We start from the raw sequence: 12,714 nt of genomic DNA, 5'->3' as shown, positions 1-12,714 counted from the left end.
GCTCGGTTACTTCTTCTCGACCGCGTGGCCGCCGAACTGGTTCCGCAGCGCCGCGATCATCTTCATCTGGGGCGAGTCCTCCTGGCGGGAGGCGAACCGCGCGAACAGCGACGCGGTGATCGCCGGCAGCGGCACCGCGTTGTCGATGGCGGCTTCCACAGTCCAGCGTCCCTCGCCGGAGTCCTGTGCATAACCCCGGAGCTCGTCCAGGTGCTCGTCCTCGTCGAGCGCGTTGACCGCGAGGTCGAGCAGCCAGGAGCGGATGACCGTGCCCTCCTGCCAGGAGCGGAAGACCTCCCGGACGTCCGTCACGGAGTCGACCTTCTCCAGGAGCTCCCAGCCCTCGGCGTAGGCCTGCATCATCGCGTACTCGATGCCGTTGTGGACCATCTTCGCGAAGTGACCCGCGCCCACCTTGCCGGCGTGCACCGAACCGAAGTCGCCCTCCGGCTTGAGGGCGTCGAAGACCGGCTGCACCTTGGCGACGTTCTCCTTGTCGCCGCCGTACATCAGCGCGTAGCCGTTCTCCAGGCCCCAGACGCCGCCGGAGACACCGCAGTCGACGAAGCCGATGCCCTTCGCCGCCAGCTCCTCGGCGTGCTTCTCGTCGTCGGTCCAGCGGGAGTTGCCGCCGTCCACGACGACGTCGCCGGGCTCCAGCAGCTCGGCGAGGTCGTCGATGGTGGACTGCGTGGGCTCGCCCGCCGGGACCATCACCCAGATCACGCGCGGACCGCTGAGCTTGCCCACAAGCTCTTCCAGGCTGTGGACATCGGCGAGGTCCGGGTTGCGGTCGTATCCGAGAACGGTGTGACCTGCGCGGCGAATCCGCTCGCGCATGTTGCCGCCCATCTTGCCGAGGCCGACGAGACCGAGCTCCATCAGTTGTGTTCCTTAGGTTCTGCGACGTGGCGTGGCGGCACGTGCGTACCGCGAGGCACTTTCGTACCCGCGTCCGAGCCTAAACCCGGACGCTCGCGCACATCTGTGGGCATACGCGCTCACTCGTACGCCCTCACCTGCGGCTTTGTCCTCAGCCTGTGGACAAAGCCGGTGATCCACGCCGTCCCGCCGACCGTCGGGCGGGCTCAGCCGCTGAGGCGCACCGGCATGATCAGGTACTTGTAGGCGTCGTCCGCCTCGGCGTCCAGCGCCGGCTTGCCGCTGAGCAGCGCGGGCTTGGTGGACGTCGTGAAGGACAGCTGGGCCACCGGGGAGTCGATGGCGCTCAGGCCGTCCAGCAGGAACGTCGGGTTGAAGGCGATCGAGATGTCGTCGCCCTCGAGCTGGGCGTCGACCCTTTCCACAGCCTGTGCGTCGTCGCTGGAACCGGCCTCCAGGATGAGCACGCCCTGCTCGAAGCTGAGCCGCACCGGGGTGTTGCGCTCGGCGACCAGGGCCACACGCTTGACGGCCTCCACGAAGGGGGCGGTCTCGATGACGGCGATGCTGTTGAACTCCGTCGGGAACAGCGTGCGGTACTTCGGGAGGTCACCCTCCAGCAGGCGGGTCGTCGTACGGCGGCCGGCGCCCTCGAAGCCGATCAGGCCCTCGCCCGAGCCCGAGCCGGAGAGCGCCAGGATCACCTGGTCGCCGCTGGTCAGGGCCTTGGCGGTGTCCAGGAGCGTCTTGGCGGGCACCAGGGCGACCGCGGAGGCGTCCGGGTTCTCCGGCTTCCACAGGAACTCGCGGACCGCGAAGCGGTAGCGGTCGGTGGATGCCAGCGTGACGGTGTCGCCCTCGATCTCGATGCGGACACCGGTGAGGACGGGCAGCGTGTCGTCACGGCCGGCCGCGATGGCGACCTGGGAGGCGGCGGAGGCGAAGACCTCGCCGGGGACCGTGCCCGTCGCGTTCGGCATCTGCGGCAGGGCCGGGTACTCCTCCACAGGCAGGGTGTGGAGTGTGAACCGGGAGGAGCCGCAGACCACGGTCGCCCGTACACCGTCTGTGGAAATCTCCACCGGCCGGTTGGGGAGCGCGCGGCAGATGTCCGCGAGCAGGCGGCCGGAGACCAGGACCGTGCCCTCCTCGTCGACCTCGGCCTCCACGGACACCCGCGCCGAGACCTCGTAGTCGAAGCTGGACAGGCTCAGCTGGCCTTCCTCGGCCTTCAGCAGCAGGCCGGCGAGGACAGGCGCCGGCGGACGGGCCGGGAGGCTGCGTGCCGCCCAGGCCACTGCCTCCGCGAGTACGTCGCGTTCCACCCGGATCTTCACTGTTGCCGCCTCCTGCTGTTGCCGGCGCTTCTCGCTCTGCCTGGCCCTCGTCGTCTGTCGCGGTGTCGACGGTCCCTGTGACGGGGAGGACACCGGGGACCAGTCTGACGCACCGCACTGACAGTAGGTGCCTCTCGGGGTCAAGTCGTGACGAGGGGCGGCCGGGCACCGAAGAGCGAGTTGTGCACAGGGCCCTCTTCGAAACGGATTCCCAGCTCTCTCTAGTTGGGAGTAGTAGTAGGGCCTGTGGATACCGTGGATAACCTCGTTTGCCCAGCTCAGGGCGGGAATTTTGTCCACGGGCCCTGTGGGTGGAGGCGGTGGACAACCAGGCGTATCTGTGGAGAACAGAAAGTTCTGCACACGCCGTGCACAGGGTGAAGCGAGTTCTCCCCAGCGCCGTCCCCAGGTTTACCCACCTTTCCCACAGCCCAATCCGGCACCTTCGTGTGACGCCTTTCACTCGACCCGGTGAGGAGGCGCGTCGCGTTGCCGAACAGTGGACAGGCATGTGGAGAAGGGGCCGATCGCTGGGGACAACCGCCCCCAGCCTGTGGGCGGCCGGTGGACAACTCGGTGCACAGCCTGTGGATCATTCCGTCGTCCACAGTCTGTGGAGATCCTTCGTCCACCAATCCACAAGCACCTGAGCTGGTCTGATGGTCTTTCAACAGCGGCGCCTGTGGACACGCTCTGGACAACTCCCCGGTCCCCAGGATGTGGACGGCAGAAAGTCCCCGAATCTGTGGAGGGAGGCCGTAACCCGGCGACTAATCGAACACCGGGTTGCGGCTCGGTACGCGACGCGGGGGCCGCTGACCCGCCCCGGAGGCTCGGAAACCGGGCCACACGGCCCCGGGAGGGACCGGATCCGTGCCCCTGACGCCCACGGGCCGGACACGAGAAGGGCGCTCCCGGAGGAATCCGGGAGCGCCCTCAGCGGCTTTCCGCCGTCGTCGTCAGCCGTTCTTGATGCGGTTGGTCAGCTCCGTGACCTGGTTGTAGATGGAGCGGCGCTCGGCCATCAGATTGCGGATCTTGCGGTCCGCGTGCATGACCGTGGTGTGGTCGCGGCCGCCGAACAGCGCGCCGATCTTCGGCAGCGACAGGTCCGTCAGCTCACGGCACAGGTACATGGCGATCTGGCGGGCGGTGACGAGGGCGCGGCCACGCGAGGTGCCGCACAGGTCCTCGACCGTCAGCCCGAAGTAGTCCGCCGTCGCGCCCATGATGGCCGTCGACGTGATCTCGGGCGCCGAGTCATCGCCACCGGGGATGAGGTCCTTCAGGACGATCTCCGTCAGACCCAGATCCACCGGCTGCCGGTTGAGCGAGGCGAACGCCGTGACCCGGATCAGCGCGCCCTCCAGCTCACGGATGTTCCGCGAGATCCGGGACGCGATGAACTCCAGCACCTCCGGCGGCGCGTTCAGCTGCTCCTGCACCGCCTTCTTGCGGAGGATCGCGATGCGCGTCTCCAGCTCGGGCGGCTGGACGTCCGTGATCAGACCCCACTCGAAACGGTTCCGCAGCCGGTCCTCCAGCGTGACCAGCTGCTTCGGCGGCCGGTCGGAGGACAGCACGATCTGCTTGTTGGCGTTGTGGAGCGTGTTGAAGGTGTGGAAGAACTCCTCCTGCGTCGACTCCTTGTCCGCCAGGAACTGGATGTCGTCGACGAGCAGGATGTCCATCTCGCGGTACCGCTTGCGGAAGCTGTCGCCCTTGCCGTCGCGGATGGAGTTGATGAACTCGTTGGTGAACTCCTCAGAGCTCACGTACCGCACCCGCGTGCCCGGGTACAGGCTGCGCGCGTAGTGCCCGATCGCGTGCAGCAGGTGCGTCTTGCCGAGCCCGGACTCCCCGTAGATGAACAAGGGGTTGTACGCCTTCGCCGGTGCCTCGGCCACGGCGACCGCGGCCGCGTGCGCGAAGCGGTTGGAGGCGCCGATGACGAACGTGTCGAAGAGGTACTTCGGGTTCAGCCGCGCGGTGGGCTCACCCGGGCCGGTCGCCGGCGCGGGCTGCGCTGCCAGGGGGCCGGGCGCACCGGTCGTGGGCAGGTTCGGGCCGACCGGGCCTCCCCGGTGGACGTGCCCCGAGCCGGCCGGCGGATCGGGCAGCTCCCGGCGGACCGCGTCACGCTGCTCATAGTCCCCGCGTGACGACTCGTACTCGGAGCGCTGCTGCTCGTAGGAGGGGCGCTCCATGGGCTGGGGACGGTAGTCCTGGGAGGGCGGACCGTAGGAATCCTTGGACCCGTACGCGTCCTTGTAGGCGTCCTGGGGCCCGGAGCCGTAGGAGTCCTGGGGGTTGTAGGCGTCCTGGGAGCCGTACGAGTCCTGCCCGGGCGACGCGTACGGGTCGCGCTCGGGGAAGCCGAGGCGCTGCTGCTGCCATCCGTATTCGTCCTGCTGCGACGGACGCGGCCAGGCGCCGGGCTCGGGGCGCTGGTACTCGGAGGGGTAGGCGGGACGTGCCGAGGGAAGCTGATCTGCGCGCGTAGGCGGAAGCTGGTCGCCGGCCTGGCCGGGCAGCTGGTCCGCCCGGTGGCGGCCGTACCCCTCGTAGCCGTCTCGGTCCCGGCGGTCATGACCGTCGCGGTCCTTGCGCTCGTACCCGTCCCGGTCAGGACGGTCGTAGCCGTCCCGGTCCGTGCGGTCGTACCCGTCACGGTCCTGGCGGGTGGCCGGAAGCTCGGGCTCCTCGTAGCGCGACTGGTGGCGGGACTGGGGCGCCTGCGGGGCCGGGGGGTCGCCCGCGGAGTCGTCGACGGTGATCGCGATCCGGATCGGGCGGCCGCACTCACGGCTCAGCGTCTCGCTGACGATCGGCGCCAGCCGGCCCTCGAGCACGCCTTTCGCGAACTCGTTCGGTACGGCGAGCAGGGCGGTGTCCGCGACCAGCGCCAGCGGCTGGCAGCGGCGGATCCAGTGCTCGTCCTTCCCCTCGACCCCTTGGCTGCGGCCCTCCCCGAGGAGCTGCTCCAATACGCGTGGCCACACTGCGGCAAGATCGGCAGGTACGTCAGCCACAGGGCACGCTCTCTCACAGGTCCCACGAACGTGTGGTTCTGGGACGGCTCGGGATGTAAATCGGGTGGGGCAGGGATAAGGGAACGAATCGGAGTTCCGTCACGGTAGTCAGGGCGGCCGGTAGGGTTCAAGTTGTTGTCCCCAGCCTGTGGACAAGTGTCTCCCGGCGACTCCTGGTTTGACCGGATGGCGTAGCCGCGCGTACCGTAACCAGGTCGAGTTGTCGATGGCTGCTGCCGCCTGCCTCCGATGGGCACAGATCATTTGGGTGATCGGTCAGCGGTGCACTCGGGCGTAACTGCGAGCTACTCGTGGGCGCACGGTGACAGCCAGGACGGCACCCCGCAACCACCGATTTCTTCTGGAGCCCCCGAGTGAGCAAGCGCACCTTCCAGCCGAACAACCGTCGCCGCGCGAAGACCCACGGCTTCCGCCTGCGGATGCGTACCCGTGCCGGTCGCGCGATTCTCGCGAACCGCCGCAGCAAGGGTCGCGCCAGCCTGTCCGCCTGATCCCGATCAGGTCATGACGTCGTGCTGCCTACCGAGCATCGGCTGAGGCGGCGCGAGGACTTCGCGACCGCGGTACGACGAGGACGCCGGGCCGGACGCCCGCTCCTCGTCGTCCACCTACGTAGCGGTTCCACGGACCCGCACGCGCCTGGGGAGAGCGCTCCCCCGACGCGTGCGGGTTTCGTCGTGAGCAAAGCAGTGGGTGGCGCGGTCGTGCGCAACAAAGTGAAGCGCAGGCTTCGCCACCTGATGCGCGAGCGAGTCGCCCAGCTGCCCCCCGGTAGCCTGGTAGTCGTACGAGCGCTGCCCGGATCGGGCGACGCCGACCATGCACAGCTGGCCCGAGACCTGGATGCCGCTCTCCAGCGGTTGCTGGGAGGGGGCGCGCGATGAAGTACCCGCTGCTGGCTCTGATCAAGCTCTACCAGTGGACGATCAGTCCGCTGCTCGGGCCGGTCTGCAAGTACTACCCATCGTGCTCCCACTACGGCTTCACGGCCATCGACCGGCATGGTGCCCTCAAGGGAACGGCACTCACGGCCTGGCGCATCCTGCGATGCAATCCGTGGTCGCTGGGCGGTGTGGACCATGTTCCGCCGCGCAAGCGCCCGCGGTGGCACGAAATGCTGCGTAACGCGTGGCGTGCACGCAAGGGCGGGCCCTCCGCCGCCGGACCGGCCACCGAGGGACAGACTTCTCCCGCAAGTCCGTCGAGTCCTTCGAGCCCGGCCGCAGAGACACCGTCCCATGCCCAAGGAGCATGATTAGTGGACACGATTGCCAGCCTCTTCAGCTTTATCACCACACCCGTCTCCTGGGTCATCGTCCAGTTCCACTCGGTGTACGGCGCCATCTTCGGCCCTGACACCGGCTGGGCCTGGGGCCTGTCGATCGTGTCCCTGGTGATCCTGATCCGTATCTGCCTGATCCCGCTCTTCGTGAAGCAGATCAAGTCGACCAGGGCCATGCAGACGCTGCAGCCCGAGATGAAGAAGATCCAAGAGCGGTACAAGAACGACAAGCAGCGTCAGTCCGAAGAGATGATGAAGCTGTACAAGGAGACGGGCACCAACCCGCTCTCCTCGTGCCTTCCCATCCTGGCGCAGTCGCCGTTCTTCTTCGCCCTGTATCACGTGCTCAACAGCATCGCGACGGGCGACACCATCGGTGTGATCAACAAGAGCCTGCTGGAGAGTGCGCAGAAGGCACACATCGTCGGTGCGCCGCTGGCGGCGAAGTTCACCGACAGCTCGTCGAAGGTGGAAGCACTCGGTGCCTCCCTGGTCGACGTGCGCGTGGTCACCGCCATCATGATCGTCCTGATGTCGGCGTCGCAGTTCTTCACCCAGCGCCAGCTGATGACCAAGAACGTCGACACCACGGTGAAGACACCGTTCATGCAGCAGCAGAAGATGCTGATGTACGTCTTCCCGGTCATGTTCGCCGTCTTCGGCATCAACTTCCCGGTCGGTGTCCTCGTCTACTGGCTGACCACCAACGTGTGGACCATGGGCCAGCAGATGTACGTCATCCGCAACAACCCGACCCCCGGTTCGAAGGCCCAGGCCGCGTACCTGGAGCGCCTGGCCAAGCACGTCACGCAGCACGACAAGGTCGGCAAGCGTCGCGACCGGGCGATCGTCAAGGCGATCGTCGCCAAGGGCCGCGACCGCAACGAATTCGAGCGCAAGTTCATCAACGGCCTCAGCAAGGCCGGCCTCGCCGCCCAGGCCGACGGCACCGTGATCAAGAGCGACACCGCGGCCGCCGCCCAGGCCGAGGACGGGTCGCCGACCACCGCCGCTGGTATCCCGAAGCGCCAGCAGCCCAAGCGGCAGAGCAAGTCGCAGCGTCAGCACGGCGGCCCCGCCGGCGCGAAGGCGGCCGGTGAGAACGAACCGAAGACGTCGCTGACCAAGGCCGACGAGCCTGAGGACGCCAAGCCCGCCGGCGCTGCCAAGACGGGCGGCGCGAAGCCCGCCGGCGGCACCCGCAGCAAGGCCCAGTCCGGACAGCGCAAGGGTCCGCAGCGGCCCAAGTCCCCGTCCAAGAAGTAAGAAGGAGTCCATCCCGTGACGGAAGGCACCACCTCCGCCGCTGCCGAGGGTGCAGACACCCTGACTCGCCTGGAGCAGGAAGGCGAGATCGCGGCGGACTACCTGGAGGGTCTGCTCGACATCGCCGACCTCGACGGCGACATCGACATGGACGTCGAGGCCGACCGCGCCTCTGTCTCGATCATCAGCGACACGGGCGGCCGCGATCTGCAGAAGCTGGTCGGCCGTGACGGCGAGGTACTGGAGGCGCTCCAGGAGCTCACCCGTCTGGCCGTGCACCGGGAGACCGGCGACCGCAGCCGCCTGATGCTCGACATCGCGGGATACCGGGCACAGAAGCGTTCCGAGCTGTCCGAGCTGGGCGCCAAGGCCGCCGCGGAGGCCAAGAGCAGCGGCGAGGCCGTGAAGCTGGAGCCGATGACGCCCTTCGAGCGCAAGGTCGTGCACGACGCGGTCAAGGCCGCTGGGCTGCGCAGCGAGTCCGAGGGCGAGGAGCCGCAGCGCTTCGTCGTCGTGCTGCCCGCCTGACGGCCTTTACGTTCCCCGGCCCCGTCTGTTGAGCAGGCGGGGCCGAACTTTGTCAGCCTGATAGTTCTGGTGGTTCTGGTGTCGGCGCCTGGTGCGCTGACGCGGTACGGAAGGACGGTCCCCCGTGACGGAGGCAGCGGAGCTTCCCCCCGCGCCCGAGCAGGCGCGCGAGGTGTTCGGTGACCGCTTCGCGGATGCGGTGCGGTACGCCGAGCTGCTCGCTGAGGCGGGCGTGCAGCGCGGTCTCATCGGCCCGCGTGAAGTGCCCCGCCTGTGGGAGCGGCACCTGCTGAACTGCGCGGTGCTCTCGGAGGTCGTGCCCGAAGGTGTGACGGTGTGCGATGTCGGCTCGGGCGCCGGTCTCCCCGGTATTCCGCTGGCGCTGGTCCGCACCGACCTGAAGATCACGCTGCTGGAGCCACTGCTGCGGCGCACCAACTTCCTCAGCGAGGTCGTCGAGCTGCTCGGCCTCGATCATGTGACCGTGGTGCGCGGCCGCGCCGAGGAGGTCATGGGGAAGATCCAGCCCGTTCATGTGGTGACGGCCCGGGCCGTCGCGCCGCTCGACCGGCTCGCCACCTGGGGGATCCCCCTGCTGCGGCCGTACGGCGAAATGCTCGCGCTCAAGGGCGACACCGCCGAGGAGGAGCTGAAGAGCGCGTCGTCGGCGCTGAGCAAGCTGGGGGCGGTGGAGACATCCATCCTGCATGTGGGTGAGGGTGTGGTGGACCCGATGTCCACCGTCGTTCGGGTCGAGGTCGGGGAAAGCCCGGGCGGTGTGCGCTTCGCCGCGAAGCGCGCCAAGGCGGCTCGCACGGGGCGGACCCGCCGACGGCGCTGAGCTTCGGCGTTCCGACGACGCCGGACCATCCTGGTGACGCTGATCCGTCGTGGAGATGCTGATCCGCCTCGGCGGCACTGATCCGTCCTGAGGACGAGACGTACTCCACACAAGCTGCCAAACCTATGCATGCCGGAGTGTCGCGACAGTCCGGCCACGGCTGCCCTGCATCGTGTTTCACGTGAAACGTCGCTCACTGCTGCACGGCATCATCAGTCGTGGCCGCGCTGCGGCCGAACCCCGCGACCGAAAGCCTCTTGGTTCACTCGATGAGGGACCTGAGGTATCCACAGAGGTGGATTTCTCCACAGAACGCCAGGCCTCACTGGTTCACGACCCCGAAGACATGGGAGGCTCTGTTCATTGCGAGCCTGAAGTCGAGGAGAGTGAATCCTTGCGGTCCGACGCCAACATCGCGGGACCGATGACCGATCCGGTCCCCGGTCCCCGTACCGAGTCGATGGGGGCGGATGTTTCACGTGAAACACCGCCTCCGATGGACGACACTCCCATCGGTCGTGCTGCCCAACTGGCGGTGGAGGCTCTGGGTCGTGCCGGTGAGGGCCTGCCACGGCCCGAGCAGACCCGAATCATCGTGGTCGCCAACCAGAAGGGCGGTGTGGGCAAGACGACGACGACCGTCAACCTTGCCGCGTCGCTGGCGCTCCACGGTGGCCGGGTCATGGTGGTCGACCTCGACCCACAGGGCAATGCGTCCACCGCGCTGGGCATCGACCATCACGCCGAAGTTCCGTCCATCTATGACGTGTTGGTGGAGAGTAAGCCGCTCTCCGAGGTTGTCCAGCCGGTGCCCGATGTCGAGGGCCTCTTCTGCGCCCCCGCCACGATCGATCTCGCCGGTGCGGAGATCGAGCTGGTTTCCCTGGTGGCACGGGAGAGCAGGCTGCAGCGCGCGATCCAGGCGTACGAGCAGCCGCTGGACTACATCCTCATCGACTGCCCGCCCTCCCTCGGCCTGCTGACGGTCAATGCGCTCGTAGCGGGCCAGGAAGTACTGATCCCGATCCAGTGCGAGTACTACGCGCTGGAAGGCCTCGGGCAATTGCTGCGCAACGTCGACCTGGTACGGGGGCACCTCAACCCCGACCTGCATGTGTCGACCATTCTGCTCACCATGTACGACGGCCGGACGCGCCTCGCGTCCCAGGTCGCGGAAGAGGTGCGCACCCACTTTGGTGACGAGGTTCTGCGGACGAGCATCCCCCGATCCGTCCGTATCTCCGAGGCGCCGAGTTATGGGCAGACGGTTCTGACTTACGATCCAGGATCGAGTGGTGCCCTCTCCTATCTTGAGGCGGCACGAGAGATCGCGCTGAAGGGCGTCGGCATCAGTTATGACGCGACGCACGCCCACATCGGTGCACAACAGAACGACCCGAGCATGGTGGAGGGTGTCCAGTGAGCGAGCGACGGAGGGGGCTGGGTCGTGGTCTCGGCGCACTGATCCCTGCTGCGCCGACGGAGAAGTCGGTGGCCCAGGCTGCGTCCGGGGGTACTGCTTCCCCATCCCCCGTAGGGCTGCCTGCACTGCCGAACGAGCGTGGGGTGGCCGCAGCGAAGGTAGCCACGTTGCCGACTGTTTCACGTGAAACAGAGGAGCCTCCGCAGCCGAGTGCTCCCGCCGCGCCCGCGGCGCCCATCGGTGCGCACTTCGCCGAGATCCCCCTCGACTCCATCACGCCGAACCCGCGGCAGCCTCGTGAGGTCTTCGACGAGGACGCGCTGTCCGAGCTCATCACCTCCATCAAGGAAGTAGGGCTCCTCCAGCCGGTCGTCGTGCGGCAGGCGGGTCCCGCCCGCTACGAGCTCATCATGGGCGAGCGCCGTTGGCGGGCGTGCCGCGAGGCGGGGCTGGAGGCCATCCCGGCGATCGTGCGGGCCACGGAGGACGAGAAGCTCCTCCTCGACGCTCTGCTGGAGAACCTGCACCGAGCTCAGCTCAACCCGCTGGAAGAGGCAGCCGCCTACGACCAGTTGCTGAGGGACTTCAACTGCACGCACGACCAGCTGGCGGACCGCATCGGCCGCTCGCGCCCGCAGGTCTCCAACACTCTGCGTCTGCTCAAGCTCTCGCCGGCCGTGCAGCGTCGGGTCGCCGCCGGGGTGCTCTCCGCCGGCCACGCGCGGGCACTGCTCTCCGTCGAGGACTCGGAGGAGCAGGACCGGCTGGCCCACCGCATCGTGGCCGAGGGGCTCTCGGTGCGGGCCGTCGAGGAGATCGTGACCCTGATGGGGTCGCGGCCTCAGAAGGCTCAGAAGCCCAAGGGCCCGCGTGCCGGTGCCCGGGTCTCTCCCGCGCTGTCCGACCTCGCCACACGGCTCTCGGACCGCTTCGAGACGCGGGTCAAGGTCGACCTGGGGCAGAAGAAGGGCAAGATCACCGTCGAGTTCGCCTCGATGGAGGACCTTGAGCGGATCCTCGGTTCACTCGCCCCTGGCGAGGGCCCGGTCCTGCAGAAGAGCCTCCTGGAGGGCGACTCCGAGGAGAGCGAGTCCTGAGCCTCCGGCAAGGAGTCTCTGCTGTGTCGCGTGAGAGCGGGTCGTGTCCGGTGTGTGCCGGAACGTGGCTCGCTCTTTCCTTTTTGGCGGTATCGATGGAATCGCATCGTGGATACGATGCGATCGGGGCACGGCGCAACCACTCGGCAGCACCTCTGAGAGGGAGGGCAGGGGCCATGCGCACCATGAGCCGCACCGGACTGGTGAGCGCCGGTTTGGGGCTGGGGGCGGTCGGTGGGTTCATCGGCAGTCTCCTCAAGGAACGGAGCGCTCTGACAGCCGCCCGCGACGCGGCGGCGGGCGAAGGAAGCGAGGATCACCCTTCATGGGCCGCCGGCTCGTACCGCTCACGCTGGACAACCTCCAAGACCTTCCCAAGCGTTGTCGCTCGTGTGTCTTCTGGGAACTCGACCCGGTCAGCGGTGAGGCCGCGCTGAAGGCGGGCACATCCGATTCGGAGAAGGAAGCCTGGATCTCAGCGGTCCTGCTGGACTGGGGATCCTGCGGGCGGGTCGTGTACGTCGACGACGTGCCGGTGGGCTTCGTGCTCTACGCTCCCCCCGCCTATGTCCCCCGCTCCACGGCGTTTCCCACGAGCCCGGTCTCGCCCGACGCGGTGCAGTTGATGACCGCTTTCATCGTGCCCGGCTACCAGGGGCAGGGGCTGGGCCGGGTGATGGTTCAGACGGTGGCCAAGGATCTGCTGAGGCGCGGCTTCAAGGCGATCGAGGCCTTCGGAGACGCGCGCTGGAAGGAACCTGCCTGTGTGCTGCCCGCCGATCACCTTCTGGCGGTGGGCTTCAAGACAGTTCGACAGCACCCCACTCACCCCCGGCTGAGGTTGGAACTGAGGTCGACGCTCTCCTGGAAGGAAGACGTCGAGATGGCGCTGGACCGTCTTCTGGGAGCCGTGCAGAAGGAGCCGGCGCTGCGACCCCTGTAAGTGCAGGCAAACGAATGGGCCAACCCTTCCGGGTTGGCCCATTCGTGTTTCACGTGAAACAC

At 67.8% G+C, this 12,714-nt stretch carries 12 protein-coding genes; 9 read left to right on the top strand and 3 right to left on the bottom strand.

Annotated features, from left to right (window positions below; translation table 11 throughout):
* Positions 1-6: 6 nt before the first annotated feature.
* The 3 genes from gnd to dnaA all read right to left on the bottom strand — a co-directional run bounded on the left by gnd (position 7) and on the right by dnaA (position 5,251).
* A complete protein-coding gene (gene gnd / locus ACFY9E_RS13480) occupies positions 7-882 on the bottom strand; it encodes a phosphogluconate dehydrogenase (NAD(+)-dependent, decarboxylating) (protein WP_390982579.1) in 876 nt (291 codons plus the stop codon).
* Positions 883-1,088: 206 nt separating this feature from the next.
* A complete protein-coding gene (gene dnaN, locus ACFY9E_RS13475) occupies positions 1,089-2,219 on the bottom strand; it encodes a DNA polymerase III subunit beta (protein WP_390982576.1) in 1,131 nt (376 codons plus the stop codon).
* A gap of 959 nt (positions 2,220-3,178) precedes the next feature.
* Positions 3,179-5,251, bottom strand: a complete 2,073-nt coding sequence (gene dnaA / locus ACFY9E_RS13470; protein ID WP_390982574.1) for a chromosomal replication initiator protein DnaA — start codon at positions 5,249-5,251, stop codon at positions 3,179-3,181.
* Positions 5,252-5,625: 374 nt separating this feature from the next.
* Between dnaA and rpmH the strand changes: the two genes are divergently transcribed.
* The 9 genes from rpmH (at position 5,626) to ACFY9E_RS13425 (ending at position 12,652) form a co-directional block, all read left to right on the top strand.
* Positions 5,626-5,763, top strand: a complete 138-nt coding sequence (rpmH, locus tag ACFY9E_RS13465; RefSeq protein ID WP_005482975.1) for a 50S ribosomal protein L34 — start codon at positions 5,626-5,628, stop codon at positions 5,761-5,763.
* Positions 5,764-5,784: 21 nt separating this feature from the next.
* A complete protein-coding gene (gene rnpA / locus ACFY9E_RS13460) occupies positions 5,785-6,156 on the top strand; it encodes a ribonuclease P protein component (protein WP_078615240.1) in 372 nt (123 codons plus the stop codon).
* Positions 6,153-6,527, top strand: coding sequence for a membrane protein insertion efficiency factor YidD (gene yidD / locus ACFY9E_RS13455; RefSeq protein WP_390982569.1), 375 nt, complete (start codon positions 6,153-6,155; stop codon positions 6,525-6,527). Before rnpA ends, yidD begins: the two co-directional genes overlap by 4 nt.
* A 3-nt stretch (positions 6,528-6,530) precedes the next feature.
* On the top strand, positions 6,531-7,820 hold the full coding sequence (gene yidC / locus ACFY9E_RS13450; protein ID WP_390982566.1) for a membrane protein insertase YidC: 1,290 nt from the start codon (positions 6,531-6,533) through the stop codon (positions 7,818-7,820).
* Positions 7,821-7,835: 15 nt separating this feature from the next.
* The gene (locus tag ACFY9E_RS13445; RefSeq protein ID WP_283972210.1) at positions 7,836-8,348 is read left to right on the top strand and encodes a R3H domain-containing nucleic acid-binding protein; all 513 of its coding nucleotides are present in this window, start codon (positions 7,836-7,838) and stop codon (positions 8,346-8,348) included.
* Positions 8,349-8,472: 124 nt separating this feature from the next.
* On the top strand, positions 8,473-9,189 hold the full coding sequence (gene rsmG, locus ACFY9E_RS13440; RefSeq protein ID WP_390982563.1) for a 16S rRNA (guanine(527)-N(7))-methyltransferase RsmG: 717 nt from the start codon (positions 8,473-8,475) through the stop codon (positions 9,187-9,189).
* Positions 9,190-9,535: 346 nt separating this feature from the next.
* A complete protein-coding gene (locus ACFY9E_RS13435) occupies positions 9,536-10,612 on the top strand; it encodes an AAA family ATPase (RefSeq protein WP_390983678.1) in 1,077 nt (358 codons plus the stop codon).
* Positions 10,609-11,709, top strand: a complete 1,101-nt coding sequence (locus tag ACFY9E_RS13430; protein ID WP_390982561.1) for a ParB/RepB/Spo0J family partition protein — start codon at positions 10,609-10,611, stop codon at positions 11,707-11,709. Before ACFY9E_RS13435 ends, ACFY9E_RS13430 begins: the two co-directional genes overlap by 4 nt.
* Before the next feature lie 325 nt (positions 11,710-12,034).
* Positions 12,035-12,652, top strand: coding sequence for a GNAT family N-acetyltransferase (locus ACFY9E_RS13425; protein WP_352114239.1), 618 nt, complete (start codon positions 12,035-12,037; stop codon positions 12,650-12,652).
* Positions 12,653-12,714: the final 62 nt, after the last annotated feature.

It is taken from the genome of Streptomyces sp. NPDC012466, assembly GCF_042955215.1.
In the GTDB taxonomy this organism is placed as follows: Bacteria; Actinomycetota; Actinomycetes; order Streptomycetales; family Streptomycetaceae; genus Streptomyces.
The sequence above is the reverse complement of the archived record's forward strand: the minus strand, read 5'-3'. Positions and strand labels throughout refer to the sequence as shown.

Bases quoted from the DNA above. Each gene is read 5' to 3' on its own strand.
- ACFY9E_RS13435 (WP_390983678.1), top strand. From the start codon at position 9,536: ATGGGAGGCTCTGTTCATTGCGAGCCTGAAGTCGAGGAGAGTGAATCC.
- ACFY9E_RS13425 (WP_352114239.1), top strand. From the start codon at position 12,035: ATGGGCCGCCGGCTCGTACCGCTCACGCTGGACAACCTCCAAGACCTT.
- gnd (WP_390982579.1), bottom strand. From the start codon at position 882: ATGGAGCTCGGTCTCGTCGGCCTCGGCAAGATGGGCGGCAACATGCGC.
- yidD (WP_390982569.1), top strand. From the start codon at position 6,153: ATGAAGTACCCGCTGCTGGCTCTGATCAAGCTCTACCAGTGGACGATC.